Below are 22,783 nucleotides of genomic sequence, written 5' to 3'. Positions count from 1 at the left end.
GAGAGCGTCCCATCGTGGCTATGAGCACCTTGCGCATCGTCTGGCTCTACCCCGACCTCCTGTCGACGTACGGCGACCGGGGGAACCTGCTGGTGCTGGCGCACCGGGCGCGGGCCCGGGGCATCGACGTGGAGCCGATGCAGGTCCGCAGCGACCAGCGGGTCCCGCACACCGCCGACATGTACCTGATCGGCGGCGGCGAGGACGGCCCGCAGGCGGTGGCCGCGGACCGGCTGCTGCAGGACGGGGCGCTGAACCGGGCGGCGGAGGCGGGGAAGCCGATCCTGGCGATCTGCGCCGGGTACCAGCTGCTGGGTTCGTCGTTCTACGCGAACGGCCGGGCGTACGAGGGGTTGAACATCCTCGACCTGCGGTCGGACCGGGGTCCGTCGCGGGCCGTCGGGGAGATCGCGGGCGAGGCGGCGCCGCAGCTGGGGATCGGGTCGATCACCGGTTTCGAGAACCACGGCGGGCGTACGCACCTGGGCGAGGCGGTGCAGCCTCTGGCGCGGGTGACGGCAGGTATCGGCAACGACGGTGCGACCGAGGGCGCGTGGGCCGGTCACGTGATCGGCACGTACATGCACGGTCCGGGTCTGGCGCGGAACCCGAAGCTGGCGGACCTGCTGCTTGCGTGGGCGATCGGGGTGGACCCGTCGCAGCTGCCGCCGATCGACGACACGTGGCCGGAGCGGCTGCGCGCGGAGCGGTTCCAGGCGCTGTCGACCGCGCAGTAGGGCGCGTCTGCTGCTCGCATTAGGCTGGCGAAACCACCCAGATGCGGTTAGTTTAGTGTGACAACTAACTGCCCCCGGGCGCGGTCCCCCGAGCCGTGCCTGTGCGATGCGCGCGAGGAGTACCCCATGGACTGGCCCAAAGGCGTCGAAGGCTTGAGCTACGGCGGCGACTACAACCCCGAGCAGTGGCCCGAGGACGTCTGGGACGACGACGTCATGCTCATGCGCGAGGCAGGGGTCAACCTCGTCAGCGTCGGCGTGTTCTCGTGGGCCAGGCTCGAACCGCGCGAGGGCGAGTACGACTTCGACTGGCTCGACACGGTCCTCGGCAAACTCCACGCCGGAGGGATCAGGGTCAACCTGGCGACGCCGACCGCGTCGCCGCCGCCGTGGTTCACGCTCGCGCACCCCGACGCGCTCAACCAGCGCCCCGACGGGGTGCGGCAGGTGCACGGCTCGCGCGACACGTACGACGTCTGCGCGCCCGCCTACCAGGAGGCGTCCCGCAGGATCGCCGCGAAGCTCGCGGAGCGGTACGCGGACCACCCGGCGCTGGCGATGTGGCACGTGCACAACGAGTACGGCTCGGCGTCCTATTCGGAGCACGCCGAGCGGGCGTTCCGGGTGTGGCTCCAGGCGAAGTACGAGACCGTCGACGCGCTCAACGCCGCGTGGTGGGGCTCGTTCTGGAGCCAGCACTACGGCGACTGGGAGCAGGTCCTCGCGCCGCGCGCGACCCAGTACCTGTCGAACCCGGCGCACGAGCTGGACTTCAAGCGGTTCACGTCGGACGCGATGCTCGCGCACTACCAGGAGCAGCGCGAGATCCTGCGCGCGGCGAACCCGGACGTCCCGATCACCACGAACTTCGTGTTCGGGCAGTGGGTCCCGGTCGACCACTGGAAATGGGCGTCCGAAGTAGACCTAGTGGCGTTCGACTCGTACCCGTCGGCGCCCGACGAGCGCGCCGAGCAGCAGAGCGCCTTCCACGCCGACCTGTGCCGCTCGTGGGCGGGCGGCGGTGACTGGCTCCTCATGGAGCAGGCCGCCTCGACCCTGCACTCCAAGGACGGCCGGATCGCGAAGGCCCCCGGCCGCATGGCCCGGCACTCGATGATCCACATCAGCCGCGGCTCCAAGGGCGCCATGTTCTTCCAGTGGCGGGCCGGGCGCGGCGGCGCCGAGCAGTGGCACTCCGCGCTCGTCCCCCACGCGGGCAAGAACACCCGCACGTTCCGCGAGGTCGCCGAGTTCGGCAACACCCTTCCGGGCATCGCGCACACCGTCGAGGCGCCCGTCGAGACGGACGTCGCGATCCTGTGGAGTCCCGACTCGTGGTGGGCCACCGGCGGCGGCGCCCACCTGCCCGCGCCCGTGGACTACCTGGAGAACGTCGCCCAGATCCACCGCGTCCTGCGCGACCGGGGCGTCATCGCCGACTTCGTCGCCCCCGAAGGCGACCTCTCCAAGTACGCCACGGTGATCGCCCCGAGCACCTACGTGCTCAGCCGCGCCGGGGCCGAGAACCTCCGCTGGTTCACCGCCGGGGGCGGGCGCCTCGTCGCCTCCTACCTCACCGGCGCCGTGGACGAAAACTGCCAGGTGTGGCTCGACGGGTACCTCGGCGGCATGACCGACCTGTTCGGCATCCGCGTCACCGAGCACCTCCCCCAGCCCGCGGGCGAGCTGCGCGCGCTGTGGAACTTCGGTGCCGCCGAGCGGTTCTGCGAACTCGTGGAGCTGCGCGGCGCCCAGTGCGTCACCCAGTACGCCACGGGCGAAGTCATCGAGAACCAGCCCGCCGTCACCGTGAACCCGTTCGGCGAGGGCGAGGCCTGGTACGTCTCGTGCAAGCTCGTCGACGACGCGTGGGACCGCCTGTTCGAGGAGCTGAAGCTCAGCGGCCCCGGCCGCCCCGGGCTCGACGTCGTCGACCGCGGCCAGTGGCGGTTCATCGTCAACCACACCGACAAGGAAGCGCAGGTCGGGCACGTCATCGTCCCCGCCGGTTCCTGGGCGGTCGACCGCAAGCCCGAATAAGTTGTTTCGGCCCGCCTCCGCGGAGGCGGGCCCTACGCTCAGCGACATGAGCGACGAGACGGCCTGGACCGGGCAGCGGCTGCCCAGGGGCGAACTGTTCACCCTCTTCGGTGCCCTGATGCTGACGGTCTTCCTGGCCGCGCTCGACCAGACCATCGTCGGCACCGCCCTGCCCACCATCGTCGGCGACCTCGACGGCATGGACGAGTACACGTGGGTCGTCACCGCCTACCTCATCGCCACCGCCGCCTCGACCCCCTTGTACGGCAAGCTCTCCGACCTCTACGGGCGCCGGCCGGTCATCCTCCTGGCCATCGCGATCTTCCTCGTCGCCTCCGCGCTCGCCGGTCTCTCGCAGACCATGCTGCAGCTCATCCTCTTCCGCGGCCTCCAAGGCGTCGGCGCGGGCGGTCTCATGACCCTCGCGTTCACCATCGTCTCCGACGTCCTCCCGCCCCGCGACCGCGGCAAGTACCAGGGCCTGTTCGGCGCGGTCTTCGCCCTGTCCTCAGTGGCCGGACCCGTCCTCGGCGGCTGGCTCGCCGAAGTCGACTGGCGCTGGATCTTCTACATCAACCTGCCCACGGGCCTGGTCGCGCTTATCGCCGTCAACCAGGTCCTGCGCAAGCACCCGATCCCGACCCGGCAGCACAAGATCGACTACCTCGGCGCCGGACTGCTCGTCCCGGCCATCGTCTGCCTGCTGCTCGCGATCACGTGGGGCGGCCAGGACTACGCCTGGTCCTCCCCCGTCATCATCGGATTGCTCATCGCGGCGGCCGTGCTCACGGTCCTGTTCGTGTGGGCCGAGACCCGCGCCGAGGAGCCGATCCTGCCGCTGCGCATGTTCAAGCAGGGCACCTTCAGCCTCGCCACGCTGACCGCGCTCGTCTTCGGCATCGCCATGTTCGCCGGGATCGTCTACATCCCCTTGTTCTTCCAGATGGTCCGCGGCTACACGCCCACCCAGTCCGGCCTGCTCATGCTCCCGATGATGGGCGGCATCGTCCTCACCTCGATCCTCTCGGGGTTCCTCATCTCCAGGGCCGGGCGGTACAAGTGGTTCCTCGTCGGCGGCTCGATCGTGACCACCTTCGGGCTCGTCCTCTTCACGCAGCTGCACCTCGACACGCCGCTGTGGCAGAGCTCGGTCTACATGGCCGTGCTCGGCCTCGGCATGGGCCTCTTCATGCAGCCGCTCGTCCTCGCCATGCAGAACATCGTGACCATGGCCGACCTCGGCGTCGCCACCAGCACCAACACCTTCGCCCGCACGCTCGGCGGGGCGATCGGCACCAGCGTCCTCGGCGCCGTCATGAACTCCACACTCGACACCGAGCTCGAAGCGAACCTCCCCGCCGCGCTCGGTCAGCTCACGCCCGAGCAGGCCGCCGGGTTCAGCACCGACGACCTCTCGGCGATCACCGAGTCCCCCACCGCGATCGCGGCCCTGCCCGACCCGATCCGGTCCGTCGTGCAGCTCGCCTTCACCGACGGCCTCGACGACGTCTTCCTCGTCGCCGCCTGCATCACCGCCGCCTCCATCGTCCTCACCCTGCTCCTGCCGAACCTGGTCCTGCGCGGTGGCGGCGAGCACCGCCGCGACGACCCCGACACCGCGGCCCACGAGATCCGCGCAGACACCCTGCCGTAGCACCAGGTCCACCACAGAGGAGGAGGAGACATGGAAGTACTCATCGTCGGCGCGGGCGGCATGGCCCGGGGCATCGGCCTGCGGCTCGTCCGCGGCGGCCACCAGGTGCGCATCGCCAACCGCGAACCCGACAAGGCCGCCGACCTCGCCGAGGAACTGGGCAGGAACGCCGTCGGCGAACCGCTCGACGGCGCTTCCCTCAACAATGCTGCCGGGGCCGAGGTGATCGTCCTGGCCCTGCCGTTCGAAGGCAGCAGGGAGATCGCCCGGCTGTGGGCCCCGCAGCTCTCCGGGAAGATCGTCGTCGACATCAGCAACCCCGTCGACTACGAGACCTTCGACGGGCTGGTCACCCCGCCCGGGAAGTCCGGTGCCGACGAGATCGCCGCCGCCGCGCCCGGCGCGAAAGTCGTCAAGGCCTTCAACACCACCTTCGCGGGCCGCCTCGCCAACACCGGCAGGCTCGACGTCTTCATCGCCGGAGACGACATCGAGGCCCGCAAGCTCGTCGCGGGCCTGTGCGCCGACGCCGACCTGCGCCCCATCGACGTCGGCGGCCTCAAACACGCCCTCACACTAGAGTCCTTCCAGCTGCTGCACATGAAGGTCCAAGGCGAGATCAACGGCAACTGGTCCACAGCGCTGACCATCGCCCCTTAAGGGACGCACGAAAGAGGGCCTCGCCGTGGCGAGGCCCTCTTTCGTTGGCGCGGATCAGACCTGCTCGCGGGCGCCACTCTCGTCCGAACGCCGGATCGCGTCCTGGGTGCGGAGCACCGCCACGGCGGTGTCGAAGTTCGGTGCGGCGGGGACGCCGGTGCGGATCGCGCCCGCAAACGCCCGGTACACCTCGCCCGCGTTGTCCGAAGGCGACGGGTTGTCGGAGCCGTTGGTCCAGAACCGCTCCGGCACCGACACCGTCTCAGTCCCCTGCGCGGTCGACTTCGTCAGGCGGTAGCGGGGCGCGACCAGCGAATCGTCCGCCGACTCCAGGACCAGGCGGCCCTTGCGGCCCTGCACCTCGATCCGGTACCCGTCCCCGGCCGGACCGCCGGTCGTGATGTGGACCGATGCGGGCGCGCCCGACTCGAGCGTGCCGTGGGCCAGGATCTGGTCGGGCGACGTGACCGCCAGCGCCGCACCGGTCTCGATGATCCGCACCTCCGGGATGCGGGTCGACAGCCGGCCCGACAGCTCGGTGAAGCGCCCGACCGCGTGCCCGAACTGGTCCATGGCGTGGCCGCCGACGACCGCCAGATGGTTGACGCCCTTGGTCTTGTCGAACAGGTCGGCGTACCGCTCGGACCAGGCTTCGGCGGAGGCGATCGAGTAGGTCAGCGAGGCCGAGAGGACGTCGCCGATCGCGCCTTCACCGATCAGCTCGCGCAGGTGCCGGATCGCGGGGTGGTTGCGGGTCTGGAGGCCGACGGCCTGCTGGACGCCCTTGGCGGCGGCCAGGTCCCGGTAGCGTTCGGCGGTCGCGGCGTCCTTCGCGAGCGGCCATTCGACGTAGACGTGCTTGCCCGCGTTGATGGCGGCCTCGACCAGGTCGCCGCGCTTGGGCAGCTGCACGGCGATCAGGACCGCGTCGACGGCCGGGTCCGCCAGCAGCTCATGGGCGTCCCCATAGGAGCGCTTGGCGCCCCAGGCCACTGCAGCCTCGGCGGCCTGGGCCGCGTCTGTGGAGGCCACTGCCACGATGTCGAAGTCGGTCGAGTTTTGCAGTGCCGCAAGGTGAACCGCTCGGGCCCAGCCGCGCTGTGCGTGTGCTCCGATGACGCCGAGTCCGATGCTGCCGGTCATGTCCGATGCTCCATTCAGTAAGTGCTTCGGGAAGAACACTACCGACCACCGATAAGCGCATCAATGCCTAAGAATCGCAAAATGATGTCTCATCGTCTCACTCGAACAGACGCTAGGATATTCGGATGGACATCCTCAGCGACACGATCGCGGCTACTCGCGTCGGCCGTCCCGGGTTCGGACTGACCATCAGGGACGCACCGTGGGGCCGTTCCTATCCGCGAGTTCCGGGGGCCGGGTTCCACATGGTCACGCAGGGGTCGTGCTGGCTCATCCCGCAGCGGTCAGAGCCGATCCCGCTCTCGGTGGGCGATGTGGTGCTGCTCTACGGCAACCAGGGGCACGGCCTCGCCGACAGCCCCGACACGCCGCTGACCGAGATCGCCGGGCCCGGCGAGCCGCAGCTCATCGAAGGTCCCGGGCCGCGCACGACGCTCCTGTGCGGGGTGTACGAGTTCGAGCGGGACTGGTCGCATCCGATGCTCGACGCCCTCCCCGAGGTCGTCCACGTCCCCGCCCGCCTCGGCCGCCACCCGCGTCTGCGCGCCACCGTCGACCTCCTCACCGCCGAACTCGAAGACCAGGGCCCCGGCGTCGACGCCGCCGCGCCCGCGCTCCTCGACGTGCTCCTCGTCCACATCCTCCGCGCCTGGCTCACCGAGCAGGAGCACGACACCGGTTGGGCCGCAGCGCTTCGCGACACCGCGCTCACCGCCACCATCGGCGCGGTCCACGACGCCCCCGGCACCCCGTGGACCGTGGAGTCACTGGCGGCACACGCGGGCATGTCCCGGGCGGCCTTCGCCCGCCGCTTCACCGCGGGCGTCGGCGAACCGCCCCTCGCCTACGTGACCCGCTGGCGCATGATCACCGCCGCCCGCCGCCTCCGCGAAGGCGACGCCCCGCTCGCGGCCATCGCCAAAGAAGTCGGCTACAGCTCCGAGTACGCCTTCGCCAAGGCCTTCAAGAAAGCCCACGGCATAGCCCCGGGCCGCTACCGCCGCGTCGCATGAGCTCAGGGAACTCACGCAGTTTCTCGGCGAATCGCTGCGACAGGCGGTCAGCATGATATTTCGCCGGGGTACGGCTGGAGGTGGAGGAGCACGATGGGGTCGTCGAAGTCGGCCTCCTCACCGGACTCCGGCGTCTGCTTGACGACTTCGCACCAGTCGCCGGCGTAGTCGTATCCGGCGACCTCGCCCTTCACGTTCGTGAAACCGGCCTCCGCCATGTCGGCCATCGCTTCGTCGAAGTACAGGCCCACCACGTTCGGGAGGGCGTCGCTCGTCGGTTCGGCGCTCGGGCTCTGCTCGGACGAGCCCTGCGTTTGGTCCTGTCCCCCACCGTCTTCAGCGGGCCCCTCGCCGCCGTCGTCCGATGCGGCAGCGCCGGCTTCGGCCGTGGTCGCCGTCGAGGTGGGCTGCGCGGAGGAGGCCTCGCCGGTCGGCACGGTCGCCGACTCCCCGGTCATGGCCGCCTCGCTCGTCGCGTCGTCATCGGCCTGCGAGCGCCAGCTCTCCGTCAGCGGGGACCAGGCGAAGAGTCCGGTGAGGAGCAGCAACGCCGCCACCATCGCCGTCACCAGGGCGATTCGCCACGGCCACATGAGCTGACGTTCGGTAGGCGCTGCCACGACCTCAGCCTCTGACGGCGGGCCGCTGCGCTTGACGAGCACCGTCGTGTCGGCGTTCAGGGCCTCGCGGCAGGCCCGTGCGAAGGCCTCCGCCGAGGGCCATCGCTCCTCCGGGTCCTTCGCCAGCGCCCGCAAGACGACCCGCTCGACGGCGGGCGGAACCCCGTCGCCCATCGGCGCCGGTTGCGCGGACATGTGCGCGGCGATCATCGACTTGGAGTCCGGGAACTGGAACACCGGGCGTCCAGTCAGGCATTCGTAGGCGACGGTGCCGAGCGAGTAAATGTCGGAGGCCGGAACGACCTCCTCGAAGCCGACCTGCTCGGGAGAGGCGTTAAGCAGGGTGCCGAGTGAGACGCCGCTGTCGGTCAGCGTGGTTGCGCCGTCGACGCGGGCGATGCCGAAGTCGACCAGCTTGACGGCGCCGTCCGAGGCGATGACGATGTTGGCGGGCTTGATGTCCCGGTGGACGATGCCCGCCCGGTGGGCGACCGCGAGAGCGTCGGCGACCTCCGCGATCAGAGTCAAAGTCCGCGGCACCGGGAGCCTCTCGGTCCTCAGCAGCGTGGACAGCGGTTCGCCGTCGACGAGTTCCATGACCATGTAGGCCGTGGTCTCGCCGCGGTACTCGGCCTCACCCTGGTCGTGGACGGCGACGATGCCGGGGCTCTTGAGCTTCGCGAGCGCCCGGGCCTCCCGCAGGAACCGGGCCCTGGCGAGTCCCGGTTCCTCGTGGCCGCGCTGGTAGAGCAGTTTGACGGCGACTTCGCGGTCGAGGCGCTCGTCATGGGCGCGCCAGACCTCGCCCATGCCACCCGCACCAAGGCTCGATTGCAGGCGGTAGCGGTCTGCGAGAAGGGGGTTGTCCACGCTGCGGCTTTCGAATCGGCTTCTGAGGGGCCTTCAGCTTAACCAGCCCCGTCGAGCCTGGTGCGGAACCAGGTCTGCCACTGGCTTGCCTTCCTTCGTGATGACGATGCGCTCGCCCCGGGCGGCACGTTCGATCAACTGCGACCATTGGGCTTCCGCCTCATGGATGTCGACGACATTTGTCATGCCCTGATCCTCTCAAAATGGACCAGACCCAGCTAGACCAGGCCGCACCAGGAACCGTCGGGTTCGGGCTTGAAAGTCAGCTTGACCTGCGTGTTGGCTGCCTTTACCTCCATGCCGATCACCTCGGGGATGACCCACTCCTCGACGGTCGTCTCCTGCGCACCGTCTTCGACCGGGGGGTCTCAAGCTTAGAGGTCTCGCTGTCAGACAGGGGGTGGCCTCGTTGTTCAAAAGGATTTGTCTATGTCTGAAATCAGCTTAGATTATCGGCACCAAATACGAAGCACGCCTTACAGCTCGGCGCTATGCGGAGAGGCGGATGGCGAAGCCGATGGCGCGGTAGGCGGTTTCGGTGAGGAGGGCTTGCTTGGGTTCGGCGATGTCGCCGAAGTGGGCGGCGGGTTTGAGGTGGGCGAGGCGGGGGTCTTCGAGGACGCCTTCGACCGGGCCGCCGGTGACGAGGGCGTCGAACTCGGCGTGGCCGAGGACGGCGAAGACGGCGTCGCGGGCGCGTTTCTCGGCGGCCTTGGCCTGGCCGTCGCGGCGGCGGGCGAAGCGCTGCTGGGACTGGCCGCCCGCTTTGGTCTTGCCTTGGACGTAGGCGGTGTCGGTCTTGGAGGCCGTGATGCGGCCGTCCTTGAGGACGCCGACCGAGTAGGCGCCCTTGCGGGCGAGGAGCACCGCGATACGCCGGGGCTCGAGGGCGTAGTCGCGCAGGTGCTCGGCGGCCTTGACCGGGTCGTCGTCGAGGAGCCAGCCGGCGGGGAGGCCGCCGGCCAGTGTCCATACGACACTGGCCGACGTTCCCTCGTTCGATTCGATCGTCCAGGCGTCGCCTTCGGCGTGGTGGCCCGCGATGCCGCCGTTGCGTTCGGCGAAGTTCGCTACCCAGCGCGGTAGGCGGTCGGGTTCGACCTCCACGATCTTGCCCCCGCCTGCGGCGGGGCGGCCTTTAGACGCTACTCCGCTCATCGTTCAAGTCTGACTTCGTCAGACGTTGAAGCCAAGTGCCCGGAGCTGGTCGCGGCCGTCGTCGGTGATCTTGTCCGGGCCCCACGGCGGAATCCACACCCAGTTGATCTTGAGGTCGGCGGCGAGGCCGCCCTCGGGGCCGCTGCACAGGGCGGAGCGGGACTGGTCCTCGATGACGTCCGTCAGCGGGCAGGCCGCCGAGGTCAGGGTCATGTCGAGGGTGACCACGTTCTGCTCGTCCACGTGCACGCCGTAGATGAGGCCGAGGTCGACGACGTTGATGCCCAGCTCTGGGTCGACCACGTCCTTCATGGCCTCGAGGATGTCGTCCTCTTTGGCCTTCACGGTGTCGGTCATGCTTCGGTCCTTCCGGGGATCGCAGCTTCAGCACGGACCAGGGCGTCCTGGAACGCCTTCCAGCCCAGCAGCGCGCATTTGACGCGCATCGGGTACTTCGAGACGCCCGCGAACGCGACGGCGTCCTCGAGGGACTCCTCGTCGCCCTCGGACTGGCCCTTGGAGTTCATCAGCTCGGTGAACTCGGCCAGCTTCGCCAGCGCGTCGTCCACGGTGGTCCCGTTGATGAGCTCGTACATCACGGACGCGGAGGCCTTGGAGATCGAGCAGCCGACGTTGTCGTATGAGACGTCGGCGATCTTGTCGCCCTCCACGTGGACCCGCAAGGTGATTTCGTCGCCGCAGGTCGGGTTGACCTGGTGGGACTCGCCCTCATAGGGTTCGCGCAGGCCCGCGCCGCGGGGGCGCTTGTAGTGGTCCAGGATGACTTCCTGGTAGAGCTCGTCGAGATTCATCAGCCGAACACCTTTCGCACCTGGCCCAACGCCTCCACGAGCCGGTCTATTTCCTCGTGGGTGTTGTAGATGTACCCGGAGGCGCGCGTGGTGGCGGTGACGCCGAAGCGGGCGCAGGTGGGTTTGGCGCAGTGGTGGCCGACCCGGACCGCGATGCCCTCGGCGTCGAGGACCTGGCCGACATCGTGCGGGTGCACGTCGGCCAGGGTGAAGGAGACCGTGGCGCCGCGCCCGATGGGGACGCGGGGGCCGATGATCTGGAGGCCGTCGACCGTTTCGAGGCGGTCGAGCATGTACGCGACGTACTCCTTCTCGTGGGCGCGCACGTTGGCCATGCCGAGCTTGTCGAGGTAGTCGACGGCGGCCGCGAGGCCCACGGCCTCGGCGATCGGCGGCGTCCCGGCCTCGAACTTGGCGGGCGCGTCGGCGAACGTGGTGCGCTCCATGGTGACGGTCTTGATCATCGACCCGCCCGTGAGGAACGGGGGCATGGCCGCGAGCAGGTCCGCTTTCGCCCACAGGACGCCGATGCCGGTGGGGCCGAGCATCTTGTGGCCGGTGAAGGCGATGAAGTCGACGCCGAGCTCGGCCACGTCCACGGGGAGGTGCGGGACGGACTGGGAGGCGTCGAGGCCGACCAGGGCGCCGACTTCGCGGGCGCGCCGCACGATCTGCGAGGTCGGGTTGACCGTGCCGAGCAGGTTGGCGACGTGGACGAAGGAGACGACCTTGCAGCGTTCGGTGATCACCTGGTCGAGCGAGTCGAGGTCGAGGCGGCCGGCGTCGGTGATGCCGATCCACTTCAGCGTCGCGCCGGTCCGCTGGCACAGCTGCTGCCAGGGGATGAGGTTGGCGTGGTGCTCCATCTCGGTCACCACGACCTCGTCGCCGGGCCCGAGCTTGAAGCGCGGGTCGGCGGCCGGGTCGAAGGCGGCGTTCTGGAACGCGTAGGCCATCAGGTTGATCGACTCGGTGGAGTTCTTGGTGAACACGACCTCGTCGGGGCTCGGGGCCCCGATGAACGCGGCGACCTTGGCGCGGGCGCCCTCGTAGGCCTCGGTGGCCTCGGCTCCGAGCGTGTGGACCGAGCGCGAGATGTTCGCGTTCGAGTGGTCGGTGAAGCGGCGCATGGCCTCGGTGACCTGGACGGGCTTCTGCGAGGTCGCGGCCGAGTCGAGGTAGGCCAGCGTCTTGTCCCCGATCCTGCGCTGCAGGATCGGGAAGTCGGCGCGGATGGCCTCGACGTCGAGCTTGCTTGCAGGCTCCACGGGCTCCTTCTTCCTGTTGGCTAGGCGGCCTTCGTGCCGACGTAGGACTCGTAGCCTTCGGCTTCGAGCTTGTCGGCGAGTTCGGGGCCGCCCTCTTCGGCGATCTTGCCGTCGACGAAGACGTGGACGAAGTCGGGCTTCACGTACCGCAGGATGCGCGTGTAGTGCGTGATGAGCAGGACGCCCGGGTTGTTCGTGGCCTTGGCGTGGTTGATGCCCTCGGAGACGATGCGGAGGGCGTCGACGTCGAGGCCGGAGTCGGTCTCGTCGAGGATGGCCATCTTGGGCTTGAGCAGCTCCATCTGCAGAATCTCATGGCGCTTCTTCTCGCCGCCGGAGAATCCCTCGTTGACGTTGCGGTTGATGAACGCCTCGTCCATCTTCAGCTCGGCCATGGCGCCCTTGAGGTCCTTCATCCAGGTGCGGATCTTCGGGGCCTCGCCGTCGACGGCGGTCTTGGCGGTGCGCAGGAAGTTGGAGACCGAGACGCCGGGGACCTCGACCGGGTACTGCATGGCGAGGAAGAGGCCGGCGCGGGCGCGCTCGTCGACGGTCATGGCGAGGACGTCCTCGCCGTCGAGGAGGACTTCGCCGCCGGTGATCTCGTACTTCGGGTGCCCGGCCAGCGAGTAGGCCAGGGTCGACTTGCCGGAGCCGTTGGGACCCATGATGGCGTGGGTCTCGCCGGAGCTGATGGTCAGGTCGACGCCGTGCAGGATCGGCTTGGCGCCCTCGTCGGTGTTGACCGAGACGTGCAGGTCGCGGATCTCGAGCTTGCTCATAACTTCTGGTTCCTTCAGGCGTTCTCGGTGGTCTTGGGCTTCAGGCTGAGGTAGACGTCGCCGTCTCGGACCTCGATCGGGTAGGTCGGGACCGGCTCCGTGGCGGGCGGTCCGGACGGTTTGCCGGTGCGCAGGTCGAAGCTCGACCCGTGCAGCCAGCACTCGATCTGGCAGTCCTCGACGTCGCCTTCGGAGAGCGCCACGGCCGCGTGGGAGCACTCGTCGTAGAGGGCGAACGCCTCGTCGCCCCTGCGCACGAGCACGATCGACGTGCCGTGGATGTCGGCCGCGACGGCCTCGCCCTCCGGCAGTTCGTCGAGCGCGCATACGCGCAGGAAATCGTTGTCGGGCATGGTTTCACTCACTCTGCGGCACCGGCCTCGATGTCCTCGGGGGCCAGAAAACGGCCGGCGTCGAGGCGGGCGACGACGAGCTCGGTGAGCTCCTCGCGGAGCGCCTCGTCCGGGACCTTCGTGATGATCTCGTTGAAGAAGCCCTTGACGACCAGGCGGCGGGCCTCGGCCTCGGGGATGCCGCGCGATTGGAGGTAGAACAGGTGCTCCTCGTCGAAGCGGCCGGTCGCCGAGGCGTGCCCGGCGCCGACGATCTCGCCGGTCTCGATCTCCAGGTTGGGGACCGAGATGGCGCGGGCGCCGTCGGAGAGGACGAGGTTGCGGTTGATCTCGTACGTGTCGGTGCCGGTGGCCGCGTCCTGGATGAGGACGTCGCCGACCCACACCGTGCGCGCCGTGTCGCCCTGGAGGGCGCCGCGGTAGTTCACGTTCGAGCGGCAGTCGGGGACGGAGTGGTCCACGAGCTGGCGCTGCTCCAGGTGCTGGCCGGAGTCGGCGAAGTAGAGGCCGAAGGCGTCCACGGAGCCGCCGCGGCCGGCGTAGTCGACCGACAGGTACTGGCGGACCAGGTCGCCGCCGAGCGTGACCGAGATGTGGTCGAGCTTGGCGTCGCGGCCGAGGCGGGCCTTCTGGTGCTCGACGTGCGTGGCCTCGCGGTCCCATTCGGCGACCGCGACGAGGCGCAGGTGCGCGCCGTCGCCGACCGAGATCTCGACGTTGTCGCCGAGGCGGGCCAGGCCCGTGTGGCGCACGATCAGCGTGACGTCGGCGTGGTGGCCGACCTCGATGAACGTGTGCGCCCACGTGGCGCCGTCGAGGCCGCCGCCGGTGACGTCGAGCCAGACCGGCTCGGACACCGCGGTCTCGGGCGCGACCGCCACGAGCAGGGCCTTCTCGGTCTTGGCCCACGCGACCGCGCTGGGGCGGTCGAACGGGGTCAGGATCGAGCCGAGGCGCTTGTCGTCCTTGCCGACGGCTTCGGCGGTGACCCCCGCGGGCAGGCTGCGGATCGCGTACTCGGCGGCCTTGGCCGCCGGGGCGGTCCCGGTGTCGTCGAGCCCGGCGAGGCGCTTGACCGGCGTGTACCGCCAGTCCTCCTCGCGGCCCGTGAGGGCCGGGAAGTCGGCGGGCTCGAACGAGCGCAGCAGCTGCGACTTCGTCTTCGGGGGCACCTCGCCGAGGCCGTGGGTGTGCGGCTTGGCGCCAGTGGCCAATTCGATGCTCATGAAATCTCTGGTTTCCTCGTCCTGGTCGGGTTAACCGACCGCGCCTTCCATCTGCAGCTCGATCAGCCGGTTGAGCTCCAGGGCGTACTCCATGGGGAGCTCCTTCGCGATGGGCTCGATGAAGCCGCGCACGATCATCGCCGCCGCCTCGTCCTCGGTCAGACCCCGGCTCATGAGGTAGAACATCTGGTCCTCGCCGATCTTGGAGACCGTCGCCTCGTGGCCCATGTCGACGTCGTCCTCGCGGATGTCGACGTACGGGTACGTGTCGGAGCGCGAGATGGTGTCGACCAGCAGAGCGTCGCACTTCACCGTGGACTTCGAGTGGTGCGAGCCCTCGTTGACCTGCACGAGGCCGCGGTAGGAGGTGCGCCCGCCGCCGCGCGAGATCGACTTCGACACGATGGTCGAAGAGGTGTTCGGGGCCGCGTGCGTCATCTTCGCGCCCGTGTCCTGGTGCTGGCCCGCGCCGGCCATGGCGACCGACAGGACCTCGCCCTTGGCGTGCTCGCCGACCATGACCACGGCCGGGTACTTCATGGTGACCTTGGAGCCGAGGTTGCCGTCGACCCACTCCATGGTCGCGCCCTGCTCGGCGATCGCGCGCTTGGTGACCAGGTTGTACACGTTCGACGACCAGTTCTGGATCGTCGTGTACCGGACGCGCGCGTCCTTCTTCACGATGATCTCCACGACCGCCGAGTGCAGCGAGTCCGAGGAGTACACCGGGGCGGTGCAGCCCTCGATGTAGTGCACGAACGAGCCCTCGTCGGCGATGATGAGCGTGCGCTCGAACTGGCCCATGTTCTCGGTGTTGATCCGGAAGTAGGCCTGGAGCGGGATGTCGACGTGGACGCCCTTGGGCACGTAGATGAACGAGCCGCCCGACCAGGTCGCCGTGTTGAGCGCCGCGAACTTGTTGTCGCCCACCGGGATCACGGAGCCGAAGTACTCCTGGAAGATCTCCGGGTGCTCCTTGAGGCCCGTGTCGGTGTCCATGAAGATGACGCCCTGCTGCTCCAGGTCCTCGCGGATGGAGTGGTAGAGCACCGTCGACTCGTACTGGGCGGCGACGCCGGAGACCAGCTGCTGGCGCTCGGCCTCGGGGATGCCCAGCTTGTCGTAGGTCTTCTTGATGTCCTCGGGCAGGTCCTCCCAGGACTCCGCCTGCTTCTCGGACGCCTCGACGTAGTACTTGATGTTGTCGAAGTCGATCCCGGACAGGTCGGCGCCCCAGTTCGGCATCGGCTTGCGGCCGAAGAGTTTGAGGCCCTTCAACCGCAGCTCGAGCATCCACTCGGGTTCGTTCTTGCGCGCGGAGATGTCGCGGACGACCTCTTCGGTCAGACCGCGGCGCGCGTTCGCACCGGCGGCGTCCGAGTCGGCCCAGCCGTACTCGTACCGCTCGAGGGAGGCCAGGGCCTCTTCCTGCGACAGCGGTTCGCTCTTCTGCGTGTCGGTCATCTCAAGTCTCACCTTTGACCTGTCGGGTTATCGGTCTGCGCGTCCGGGGTCGGGCAGCGGCACCGGGCCGCGTCCACCTTCGGCGCCCGCGGCCCTGAGGCCCCGGTTCGTGCCGGGAACATGGGTGGTGCACACCCCGTCCCCGTTGGCGATCGTCGCCAGGCGCTGGACGTGAACGCCCAGCAGGCGGCTGATCACCCGCGTCTCCGCCTCGCACAGCTGCGGGAACTCCGCGGCCACGCCCGCCACCGGGCAGTGGTGCTGGCAGATCTGCCCGCCCGAGGCGATGACCGACGCCGTAGCGGCGTAGCCCTCGCCCGACATGGCGGTGGCCAGCGCCTGCGCGCGGGCCATCGAGTCGTCCGAGTCGACCGCGTCCATGGCGGCCCGGCAGCGGGCCTCCAGGCGCGCGACCTGCTCGGCGGCGAAGCCGCCTACGGCGTCCTCGCCCTCGAAGCGGCGAATCCAGCGCAGCGCCTCCATCGCGAGGTCGTCGTAGGTGTGGCCGAAGGAGGTGCGGGCGGCGGGCGTGAGCTGGTAGCTCTTCGCGGGCCTGCCGCGACCGGCGGTCTTGACCACGCGGGTCTCGACCTGGCCTTCGGCCTCCATCACGTCCAGATGGCGGCGGGTGGCGGTGGCGGTGATGCCGAGGTCCTGCGCGAGGTCGGCGGCCGTGGCTTGGCCGCGTTCGAGCAGCAGGCGGGTCACTCGGCGGCGGGTGTCCCCGTCGGTCGAGTGGCTCGTCGCCCTCGTCACCATTTCCACAACACAAAGCTTACTTAATTCGGCGCGGCGCGTCGAGATGGCTCTCGGTGAGACGGGGCACGCAGGTTTGCCTAACCTCACCAGCCTCTCCGGGACGCGCTGGCCCACATTGCGCGACCCGGCGAGGGCGCATTTGACCGGGTGGGGGCACAATCTCCGCTGTGAACCTGTTGCAGCGGTGGTTTGGCAGACCGGGCGCGGTGCGCCGGTGGGCGCTCGCGAGCGTCATCGCGAACGTCGGCATCATCGTGACCGGCGGCGCCGTGCGCCTGACCGAGTCGGGCCTGGGCTGCCCGGAATGGCCCAAATGCACCACCGACTCGCTCGTGGCGACCCCCGAGATGGGGATCTACGGGGCGATCGAGTTCGGGAACCGGGTCCTGACCTGGGTGCTCGTGGCAATCGCGATCGCGGCGCTGGTGGCCGCGTGGCTGCGCATCCCGCGGCGGTCGTCGCTGGTGAGGCTGGCGTTCGGGGCGTGCCTGTACGTGCCGGTGCAGGCGATCCTCGGCGGCATCACGGTGTGGACGGGCCTGAACCCGTGGGTCGTGGGCGCGCACTTCCTGGCGTCGATCCCGCTCGTCGCGCTCTCGGTGGCGCTGTACGTGCGCTCGGGCGAACCGGACGGTGAGGCGGTGCCGCTGGTCCCCCGCGCGGTGCAGCTGCTCGCGCGCGGACTGGTCGGGGTCACGTTCGCGGTGATAGTCCTCGGCGTGGTCGTGACCGGCTCGGGCCCGCACGCGGGCGACGCCGACACGCCGCGCAACGGCCTGGACCCGGCGCTGATGTCGCAGCTCCACGCGGACCTGGTGTGGCTCCTGCTCGGCCTCACGGTCGCGCTTATCGCGGCCCTCCACGCGGTGAAGGCCCCGAACGCGGCGATCCGCGCGGCGTACACGCTGCTCGTGGTCGAGCTCCTGCAGGGCGTCATCGGCTACACGCAGTACTACCTGGACCTGCCGGTGATCCTGGTCGGCCTGCACATGCTCGGCGCCGGGGTCCTCTGGGTCGCCGCCGTCGCGGTCCCCTTCAGCCTCCGCAAGCGCGAGCCCAGCATCGAAGCGGTCCCCCTCCACTACGAGATCCACGGCGACCGCGAAGACGACCACCTCGTCGAACCCGAACCCGCCACCGCGACCTGAGCCTCAGCCGGGTACGACCTCGACGGCGGCGTGATGCGCGCCGAGCATTTTCTTGTCGCCGGTCAGCAGTGGCGCGCTGAGCAGTTCCGCAAGTGCGATGTACGCGGAGTCGTACGCGTTGAAGTTGTGCCGCAGCGACCATGACCGGTCGGCGGTGACCGACCCCGGATAGCGCTGGATCGGAAGGTCGGTGAAGTCGTCTCGGGCCTCGTCCGCGACGGCTTCGGTGATCCTGCCGCCGAGCAGGAGCGCGCGGATGACGTTGCCGAACTCGTAGTCGATGAGCTGGGGCGCGTGGAGTGTCCGCGGCGCCGAGAGCCGACGCCGGAGCAGTTCGTTGCTCTTGCCTTCCAGCAGTGCATAGACGATGATCGAGTTGTCGACGACCAGTTCGTTCACAGGTCGCGGCCCTCGCGCGTGGCGGCCACGATCTCGGCCATCGACACCCCGGCAGAGCGCCGCGCCGCCCGCGCCAGCACCTCCGCGACCGTGGGACTCGCCGCCGCCTCGATCACCATCCGCCGCAGGTAGGCCTGAAGGCTCATGCCTTCGGCGGCCGCCCGTGCCCGCATCACGTCGAGCGAGTCATCGGGGATGTCGCGGATCTGCACGGCTCTGCTGCTCATAGCCTCATGATAGCGAATTGCACCCATAGCCACCAGATTACAATCAATCGGCGACACCTCCGCGTACCCGAGTGTTCATTGCGTGTCGCCCCGACCGGATTCCGGCGCACTGATGCAACTGTCGGCGGGGTTCCGGGCGTCTAGAACTCACTTGGCGGAACCGCGAGAGGAGCTTGAGGATCATGGCGGCGATCGAATCTGGGATCGAGGGTGCGGGCGACCGGTCGGGGGTCGCGGCGCGGTGGTTGCGGGGGCTGATGGGCTTGGGGGCGTTCGCTGTCGCGGCCGCCGCTGTCCACTATGTGTTCGCGATGATCGCCGATATGGACGATCCGAACGAGGGCGATCCGTGGGACCTGCTGGCATGGGAGTGGGCGTACCTCGCGGCCCCGCTAGTGCTGCCGGTGGTCGCGGCGGTGCTCTTGATCGTCGCGGGTGCGAAGCGGCTCAAGGGGTTGCGGGCGGGTGAAGCACGTGCGCAGCAGTCGGTGAACTCGCTGGCCTATGTGAGCGCGGCCGGGACGGGGCTGTTCGCGGCGTACGTGTTCTGGACGTTCAGTTTCGGGGAGGCGGGGTTCCAACCGAGCACTTCCTCGGCGGGCGCGTTCTTCGAGAGCCTCGGCGGGTTGAACCTGTTCGGGTGGCTCGGCCTTGCCGGGTTCACCGGGCTCGTGGTGCTGTTCGTCGGCGCCATCGTCGTCGCGGCACTGACGCGGCCGCTGCGCGACTGAGGACTTTGGAGTGCGGCCCCGGGCGTTCGCCCGGGGCCGTTTCGTTCCTACTTGACGGCGTCGGGGCCTGCGGTGCCGCCGTAGGTGGCGATCTTGTACTCGGTGGCTTCGAGCGAGAGCGTGAGCTCGCGGATGCGGCGGCGGATGGTGTCGCGGTGCTCGACGAGCATGTCGAGGCGCTCGGGGACGGTGCCGTCGCCCTGGTCGGCGAGCGCGACGTAGTGCTGGAGGTCGCGCATTGGCATGCCGGACAGGCGCATCCGGGTCAGGAAGACGAGGCGGCGAACGGCCTGGGCGTCGTAGACGCGGTGTCCGAGGCTGTCGCGGGCGACCTCGACGAGCCCGGCCCGCTCGTAGTAGCGGAGGGTATGGGCGGTGACGTCGAGGAGGTCGGCGACCTCGGTGATGGTCATCGCCTCGGCGGCGTGCGCCGTGTCGGCGAGGCGGTGGATCGCCTCGACCGACACAGGGTCGTCGCCGAGTGCTTCGAGCGCACGCGCGAGCAGTTCGTCGGTTGCCATGCGTTCGAATCTAGACGGGCCGGACCGAGGGCGCCACGCCCTCGAAGTCGGCGCTGCGGGCGAGGTCGGCGAGGCGTTCGATCTCGGCGAGGCCGCTGCGGTGGGCGGCGCTCAGGCGCTGGACCGCTTCAGCGCCCAGGGGGAGCCGGAGCGGGAGCTTGCCGCCGTTCACCAGGTCGGCGATGATGCGGGCGGCCTTGTCGGGGTCGCCTTCCTGGCGTCCGTCCACTCCGGCCATGTCGGCGCGGACGGCCGCGAGGCCGTCGCCGTAGGCTTCGGCGGCCTCGGTGAACTCGAGCGATCCGTGGAAGCCGGTGCGGAAGCGGCTGGGCTCGACGATCATCACGCGGATCCCGAACGAAGCGACCTCTCCGGCCAGGGACTCGGACCATCCTTCGAGGGCGAACTTCGAGGCGGAGTAGGCGGCGACGCCGGGGAACGAGATGCGGCCGCCCTGGCTGCTCATCTGGATGATCGTGCCCGAGCCCTGGGCGCGCATGGCCGGGAGCGCGGCGCGGACGAGTGCGGCGGGGCCGAACAGGTGGAGGTCCATGAGGTCGCGGAGCCGGGCGTCGTCGACTTCCTCGATCGCGCCGACGACGGCGCGGCCCGCGTTGTTGACGAGGACGTCGATGCGGCCGAAGCGCTCCAGCGCGGCCGCGACGAGGCCGGAGGCCGCGGCAGTGTCGGTGACGTCGTGGGCGACGGCGGCGAAGCGGTCGGGGTGGGCGTCAGCGAGGTCGGCCGTGCGGGCCGGGTCGCGGACCGCCGCGACCACGTTGTGCCCGTCCGCGAGCGCCGCGGCGGCGAGGGAGCGGCCGAGGCCGCGGGTGGTTCCGGTGATGATCCAGGTCGGTTGCTTCATGGCCCGAACGCTATGGCTTCGAGCGCGCTCGAACGCAAACGAGAGTGACCGGGGTCATGGTGGCAGGAGGACCGGCCGTGGGGGCGGGCTCGGTGCGGCGGCGGGACGGCATGGACGCCATAGAATCCCGGCGTGACTCAAGCGCTCACGCGGCACGACCGCGTCCTCGGATGCCTCATCGGCGGGGCCGTCGGCGACGCCCTCGGCTACCAGGTGGAGTTCGACCGGTGGGACGCCATCGAGAACGCGTTCGGACCCGGCGGGGTGACCGAGATGCGCCGCAACCAGGTCTCCGACGACACCCAGATGACCCTGTTCACCGTCGAGGGGCTGCTCCTCGCACCGCCCGGCGGGAGCACCGCGGACTACGTCGAGCAGGTGCGCCAGGCCTATTTCCGCTGGCTGCAAACGCAGCGGGAGCCCATGCCGCCCATGGCCTCCGAGGGCCTGGCCGCACAGCCGTGGCTGTACTCGCGCCGCGCGCCCGGCAACGCCTGCATCTCCGGGCTCCGCGACGGCGCCCGGCCCGGGGTCAACCCGAACTCGAAGGGCTGCGGCACAGTCATGCGCTCGGCCCCGTTCGGCCTGTACTTCGGCCCCGACGAGGCGTTCGCGTTCGCCGAGCAGTGCTCGAAGCTCACCCACGGGCACCCGACCGCCGGGACCTCGGCGGGCGCGTTCGCGATGATCGTGGCGCACTTGATGAACGGCGAGACGCCGCAGCGCGCCGTGTCGGAGACGATGCTGCACCTTCGCAGCGGCCTCGACCGCTCCGAGACGGCCGACGCGCTCCAGGCCGCGTACCGGCTGGCCGGGAACCTCCCGCCCGGGCCCAACACGTGCGCGCCGCTCGGCGAGGGCTGGGTCGCCGAGGAGGCGCTGGCGATCGCCGTCTACTGCTTCCTCGGTACGGATGACGTTCGCAAGGGGCTCACCGCATCGGTGAGCCACAGCGGGGATTCGGATTCGACGGGCGCGATCCTCGGCAACCTCTACGGCACCGCGTACGGCCATGCGGCCCTGCCGAAGGAGTGGGCGTCGCAAGTGGAGGGGCGGGACGTGATCACGGCGCTCGCGGGCCTGCTGGAGGGGTAGCGAAACGGGCGGCCCGTCGCCGGGCCGCCCGTTCACACGTTCCGCTAAGCGGCGGCCTTGACCGCTGCCGCCACGGCCGGGGCCACGCGCGGGTCGAGCGGGGACGGGACGATGCGGTCGGCCGCGAGGTCCTCGGCGGCGATGTCCGCGATCGCCTGGGCCGCGGCGAGCTTCATCGCCTCGGTGATCTGCGGGGCGCCCGCGTCGAGGGCGCCGCGGAAGATCCCGGGGAACGCCAGGACGTTGTTGATCTGGTTCGGGTAGTCGCTGCGCCCGGTGGCCACGATCGCCGCGTGCTTCGCGGCGACCTCCGGCGCAACCTCGGGGGTCGGGTTGGCGAGCGCGAACACGATCGCGTTGTCCGCCATGCCTTCCAGCGCCGCTTCGGGGATCTGGCCGCCGGAGACGCCGATGAGGACGTCGGCGCCCTTGAGCGCTCCAGTGACGTCGCCGCTGCGGCCGGTGCGGTTGGTGACCGCCGCCAGCTGGGCTTTGACCGGGTTGAGGCGGTCGCGGCCCTCGTGGATGATGCCCGTGGAGTCGCAGACGATGAGGTCGCCGACCCCGGCCTCGTTCAGGATCTTGGTGATCGCGACGCCCGCCGCGCCCGCGCCGACGACGGCGACGGTGAGGTCTTCGGCGCGGCGGTCCTGGAGGCGCAGCGCGTTGGTGAGCGCGGCGAGGACGACGACGGCCGTGCCGTGCTGGTCGTCGTGGAAGACCGGGATGTCGAGCATCGCTTTGAGGCGGTCCTCGATCGCGAAGCAGCGCGGTGCCGAGATGTCCTCGAGGTTGATGCCGCCGAAGGACGGCGCGATGGCCGCGACGGCGGCCACGATCGCGTCGGGGTCCTTGGTGTCGAGGCAGATCGGGACGGCGTCGACGTCGGCGAACTGGCGGAACAGGGCGGCCTTGCCCTCCATGACGGGCAGGGAGGCGGCTGGGCCGATGTCGCCGAGGCCGAGGACGGCGGTGCCGTCGGTGACCACGGCGACGACGTTCGAGCGCCAGGTGTGGGTCCGGGCCAGGGACTCGTCGGCGGCGATGGCCTCGCAGACGCGGGCCACGCCGGGCGTGTACGCGACCGAGAGGTCCTCGCGGGAGGCGAGGGGGACGGTGGTGGAGGTGCGCAGTTTGCCGCCCTCGTGGGCGACGAAGATCGGGTCTTGCAGGTCGATCATTGGTCAAGCCTCATTGCTTCGATGATGATCGCCGACTCTGCGAACGCCGAACGGATG

25 protein-coding genes are annotated in these 22,783 nt (G+C 69.7%); 8 read left to right on the top strand and 17 right to left on the bottom strand.

Annotation, left to right across the window (positions count from 1 at the left end; translation table 11 throughout):
- Positions 1 to 14: 14 nt before the first annotated feature.
- From ACZ60M_RS01215 to ACZ60M_RS01200, 4 genes are all read left to right on the top strand, one after another.
- Entirely contained in the window at positions 15 to 737 is a 723-nt protein-coding gene (locus tag ACZ60M_RS01215) for a type 1 glutamine amidotransferase (RefSeq protein WP_465413456.1), read from the top strand.
- Between the two features lie 126 nt (positions 738 to 863).
- Complete coding sequence (locus ACZ60M_RS01210) at positions 864 to 2,777, top strand: beta-galactosidase (protein ID WP_465413454.1); 1,914 nt, start codon at positions 864 to 866, stop codon at positions 2,775 to 2,777.
- 46 nt (positions 2,778 to 2,823) lie between these two features.
- Complete coding sequence (locus tag ACZ60M_RS01205; protein ID WP_465413452.1) at positions 2,824 to 4,431, top strand: MDR family MFS transporter; 1,608 nt, start codon at positions 2,824 to 2,826, stop codon at positions 4,429 to 4,431.
- A 30-nt stretch (positions 4,432 to 4,461) separates the two neighbouring features.
- A complete protein-coding gene (locus ACZ60M_RS01200) occupies positions 4,462 to 5,091 on the top strand; it encodes an NADPH-dependent F420 reductase (protein WP_465413450.1) in 630 nt (209 codons plus the stop codon).
- 54 nt (positions 5,092 to 5,145) lie between these two features.
- On the opposite strand, the gene ACZ60M_RS01195 is transcribed toward ACZ60M_RS01200, so the two are convergent.
- A complete protein-coding gene (locus tag ACZ60M_RS01195) occupies positions 5,146 to 6,234 on the bottom strand; it encodes a Gfo/Idh/MocA family protein (protein ID WP_465413448.1) in 1,089 nt (362 codons plus the stop codon).
- 125 nt (positions 6,235 to 6,359) lie between these two features.
- On the opposite strand from ACZ60M_RS01195, the gene ACZ60M_RS01190 reads away from it, so the two are divergent.
- Positions 6,360 to 7,247, top strand: a complete 888-nt coding sequence (locus ACZ60M_RS01190) for an AraC family transcriptional regulator (RefSeq protein ID WP_465413445.1) — start codon at positions 6,360 to 6,362, stop codon at positions 7,245 to 7,247.
- A 47-nt stretch (positions 7,248 to 7,294) separates the two neighbouring features.
- On the opposite strand, the gene ACZ60M_RS01185 is transcribed toward ACZ60M_RS01190, so the two are convergent.
- The 11 genes from ACZ60M_RS01185 to ACZ60M_RS01135 form a co-directional block, all read right to left on the bottom strand.
- Positions 7,295 to 8,737 carry a serine/threonine protein kinase gene (locus ACZ60M_RS01185; RefSeq protein ID WP_465413443.1) on the bottom strand — a complete coding sequence of 481 codons (1,443 nt, stop codon included), beginning with the start codon at positions 8,735 to 8,737 and terminating at the stop codon, positions 7,295 to 7,297.
- A gap of 33 nt (positions 8,738 to 8,770) precedes the next feature.
- Positions 8,771 to 8,923: a type II toxin-antitoxin system Phd/YefM family antitoxin gene (locus ACZ60M_RS01180; RefSeq protein ID WP_465413441.1), complete on the bottom strand. Its 153-nt coding sequence runs from the start codon at positions 8,921 to 8,923 to the stop codon at positions 8,771 to 8,773.
- A 303-nt stretch (positions 8,924 to 9,226) separates the two neighbouring features.
- Positions 9,227 to 9,895 carry an acVLRF1 family peptidyl-tRNA hydrolase gene (locus ACZ60M_RS01175; protein ID WP_465413439.1) on the bottom strand — a complete coding sequence of 223 codons (669 nt, stop codon included), beginning with the start codon at positions 9,893 to 9,895 and terminating at the stop codon, positions 9,227 to 9,229.
- Positions 9,896 to 9,913: 18 nt separating this feature from the next.
- Positions 9,914 to 10,252, bottom strand: coding sequence for a metal-sulfur cluster assembly factor (locus ACZ60M_RS01170; protein ID WP_205325677.1), 339 nt, complete (start codon positions 10,250 to 10,252; stop codon positions 9,914 to 9,916).
- Complete coding sequence (sufU, locus tag ACZ60M_RS01165) at positions 10,249 to 10,707, bottom strand: Fe-S cluster assembly sulfur transfer protein SufU (protein WP_465413437.1); 459 nt, start codon at positions 10,705 to 10,707, stop codon at positions 10,249 to 10,251. Before sufU ends, ACZ60M_RS01170 begins: the two co-directional genes overlap by 4 nt.
- Entirely contained in the window at positions 10,707 to 11,975 is a 1,269-nt protein-coding gene (locus ACZ60M_RS01160; RefSeq protein WP_465413435.1) for a cysteine desulfurase, read from the bottom strand. The genes sufU and ACZ60M_RS01160 overlap by 1 nt, the downstream gene beginning before the upstream one ends.
- A 20-nt stretch (positions 11,976 to 11,995) precedes the next feature.
- On the bottom strand, positions 11,996 to 12,757 hold the full coding sequence (gene sufC, locus ACZ60M_RS01155; RefSeq protein WP_465413433.1) for a Fe-S cluster assembly ATPase SufC: 762 nt from the start codon (positions 12,755 to 12,757) through the stop codon (positions 11,996 to 11,998).
- Positions 12,758 to 12,771: 14 nt separating this feature from the next.
- Positions 12,772 to 13,110, bottom strand: coding sequence for a non-heme iron oxygenase ferredoxin subunit (locus ACZ60M_RS01150; protein WP_465413431.1), 339 nt, complete (start codon positions 13,108 to 13,110; stop codon positions 12,772 to 12,774).
- Between the two features lie 8 nt (positions 13,111 to 13,118).
- Positions 13,119 to 14,336: a Fe-S cluster assembly protein SufD gene (sufD, locus tag ACZ60M_RS01145; protein WP_465413429.1), complete on the bottom strand. Its 1,218-nt coding sequence runs from the start codon at positions 14,334 to 14,336 to the stop codon at positions 13,119 to 13,121.
- A gap of 30 nt (positions 14,337 to 14,366) precedes the next feature.
- Positions 14,367 to 15,800 (bottom strand): Fe-S cluster assembly protein SufB, encoded by a 1,434-nt coding sequence (sufB, locus tag ACZ60M_RS01140; RefSeq protein WP_465413427.1) that lies wholly within the window; start codon positions 15,798 to 15,800, stop codon positions 14,367 to 14,369.
- A gap of 27 nt (positions 15,801 to 15,827) precedes the next feature.
- A complete protein-coding gene (locus ACZ60M_RS01135; protein ID WP_465413489.1) occupies positions 15,828 to 16,559 on the bottom strand; it encodes a helix-turn-helix transcriptional regulator in 732 nt (243 codons plus the stop codon).
- Between the two features lie 167 nt (positions 16,560 to 16,726).
- On the opposite strand from ACZ60M_RS01135, the gene ACZ60M_RS01130 reads away from it, so the two are divergent.
- On the top strand, positions 16,727 to 17,707 hold the full coding sequence (locus tag ACZ60M_RS01130; RefSeq protein WP_465413425.1) for a COX15/CtaA family protein: 981 nt from the start codon (positions 16,727 to 16,729) through the stop codon (positions 17,705 to 17,707).
- Between the two features lie 3 nt (positions 17,708 to 17,710).
- On the opposite strand, the gene ACZ60M_RS01125 is transcribed toward ACZ60M_RS01130, so the two are convergent.
- Both ACZ60M_RS01125 and ACZ60M_RS01120 read right to left on the bottom strand, forming a co-directional pair.
- A complete protein-coding gene (locus tag ACZ60M_RS01125) occupies positions 17,711 to 18,106 on the bottom strand; it encodes a type II toxin-antitoxin system VapC family toxin (protein ID WP_465413424.1) in 396 nt (131 codons plus the stop codon).
- On the bottom strand, positions 18,103 to 18,333 hold the full coding sequence (locus ACZ60M_RS01120) for a FitA-like ribbon-helix-helix domain-containing protein (RefSeq protein ID WP_465413422.1): 231 nt from the start codon (positions 18,331 to 18,333) through the stop codon (positions 18,103 to 18,105). Before ACZ60M_RS01120 ends, ACZ60M_RS01125 begins: the two co-directional genes overlap by 4 nt.
- A 182-nt stretch (positions 18,334 to 18,515) precedes the next feature.
- Between ACZ60M_RS01120 and ACZ60M_RS01115 the strand changes: the two genes are divergently transcribed.
- A complete protein-coding gene (locus ACZ60M_RS01115; RefSeq protein WP_465413420.1) occupies positions 18,516 to 19,064 on the top strand; it encodes a hypothetical protein in 549 nt (182 codons plus the stop codon).
- A 47-nt stretch (positions 19,065 to 19,111) separates the two neighbouring features.
- Here the strand turns inward: ACZ60M_RS01115 and ACZ60M_RS01110 are convergent, their stop codons facing one another.
- Positions 19,112 to 19,585, bottom strand: coding sequence for a MerR family transcriptional regulator (locus tag ACZ60M_RS01110; RefSeq protein ID WP_465413418.1), 474 nt, complete (start codon positions 19,583 to 19,585; stop codon positions 19,112 to 19,114).
- A 10-nt stretch (positions 19,586 to 19,595) separates the two neighbouring features.
- Positions 19,596 to 20,450 carry an SDR family oxidoreductase gene (locus ACZ60M_RS01105; protein WP_465413416.1) on the bottom strand — a complete coding sequence of 285 codons (855 nt, stop codon included), beginning with the start codon at positions 20,448 to 20,450 and terminating at the stop codon, positions 19,596 to 19,598.
- A gap of 132 nt (positions 20,451 to 20,582) precedes the next feature.
- On the opposite strand from ACZ60M_RS01105, the gene ACZ60M_RS01100 reads away from it, so the two are divergent.
- Positions 20,583 to 21,545 carry an ADP-ribosylglycohydrolase family protein gene (locus ACZ60M_RS01100; RefSeq protein WP_465413414.1) on the top strand — a complete coding sequence of 321 codons (963 nt, stop codon included), beginning with the start codon at positions 20,583 to 20,585 and terminating at the stop codon, positions 21,543 to 21,545.
- Positions 21,546 to 21,589: 44 nt separating this feature from the next.
- Here ACZ60M_RS01100 and ACZ60M_RS01095 read toward each other — a convergent pair whose 3' ends face one another.
- Positions 21,590 to 22,726, bottom strand: a complete 1,137-nt coding sequence (locus ACZ60M_RS01095; protein ID WP_465413412.1) for an NAD(P)-dependent malic enzyme — start codon at positions 22,724 to 22,726, stop codon at positions 21,590 to 21,592.
- Positions 22,727 to 22,783 lie beyond the last annotated feature (57 nt).

This window comes from Glycomyces sp. NPDC050141 (genome assembly GCF_055586545.1).
The sequence above is the reverse complement of the archived record's forward strand: the minus strand, read 5'-3'. Positions and strand labels throughout refer to the sequence as shown.

Bases quoted from the DNA above. Each gene is read 5' to 3' on its own strand.
- ACZ60M_RS01115 (WP_465413420.1), top strand. From the start codon at position 18,516: ATGGCGGCGATCGAATCTGGGATCGAGGGTGCGGGCGACCGGTCGGGG.
- ACZ60M_RS01205 (WP_465413452.1), top strand. From the start codon at position 2,824: ATGAGCGACGAGACGGCCTGGACCGGGCAGCGGCTGCCCAGGGGCGAA.
- ACZ60M_RS01210 (WP_465413454.1), top strand. From the start codon at position 864: ATGGACTGGCCCAAAGGCGTCGAAGGCTTGAGCTACGGCGGCGACTAC.
- ACZ60M_RS01135 (WP_465413489.1), bottom strand. From the start codon at position 16,559: ATGGTGACGAGGGCGACGAGCCACTCGACCGACGGGGACACCCGCCGC.
- ACZ60M_RS01170 (WP_205325677.1), bottom strand. From the start codon at position 10,252: ATGACCGACACCGTGAAGGCCAAAGAGGACGACATCCTCGAGGCCATG.
- ACZ60M_RS01175 (WP_465413439.1), bottom strand. From the start codon at position 9,895: ATGAGCGGAGTAGCGTCTAAAGGCCGCCCCGCCGCAGGCGGGGGCAAG.
- sufC (WP_465413433.1), bottom strand. From the start codon at position 12,757: ATGAGCAAGCTCGAGATCCGCGACCTGCACGTCTCGGTCAACACCGAC.
- sufU (WP_465413437.1), bottom strand. From the start codon at position 10,707: ATGAATCTCGACGAGCTCTACCAGGAAGTCATCCTGGACCACTACAAG.
- ACZ60M_RS01200 (WP_465413450.1), top strand. From the start codon at position 4,462: ATGGAAGTACTCATCGTCGGCGCGGGCGGCATGGCCCGGGGCATCGGC.
- ACZ60M_RS01095 (WP_465413412.1), bottom strand. From the start codon at position 22,726: ATGATCGACCTGCAAGACCCGATCTTCGTCGCCCACGAGGGCGGCAAA.
- ACZ60M_RS01195 (WP_465413448.1), bottom strand. From the start codon at position 6,234: ATGACCGGCAGCATCGGACTCGGCGTCATCGGAGCACACGCACAGCGC.
- ACZ60M_RS01150 (WP_465413431.1), bottom strand. From the start codon at position 13,110: ATGCCCGACAACGATTTCCTGCGCGTATGCGCGCTCGACGAACTGCCG.
- ACZ60M_RS01180 (WP_465413441.1), bottom strand. From the start codon at position 8,923: ATGACAAATGTCGTCGACATCCATGAGGCGGAAGCCCAATGGTCGCAG.
- ACZ60M_RS01120 (WP_465413422.1), bottom strand. From the start codon at position 18,333: ATGAGCAGCAGAGCCGTGCAGATCCGCGACATCCCCGATGACTCGCTC.
- ACZ60M_RS01110 (WP_465413418.1), bottom strand. From the start codon at position 19,585: ATGGCAACCGACGAACTGCTCGCGCGTGCGCTCGAAGCACTCGGCGAC.
- ACZ60M_RS01190 (WP_465413445.1), top strand. From the start codon at position 6,360: ATGGACATCCTCAGCGACACGATCGCGGCTACTCGCGTCGGCCGTCCC.
- ACZ60M_RS01105 (WP_465413416.1), bottom strand. From the start codon at position 20,450: ATGAAGCAACCGACCTGGATCATCACCGGAACCACCCGCGGCCTCGGC.
- sufD (WP_465413429.1), bottom strand. From the start codon at position 14,336: ATGAGCATCGAATTGGCCACTGGCGCCAAGCCGCACACCCACGGCCTC.
- sufB (WP_465413427.1), bottom strand. From the start codon at position 15,800: ATGACCGACACGCAGAAGAGCGAACCGCTGTCGCAGGAAGAGGCCCTG.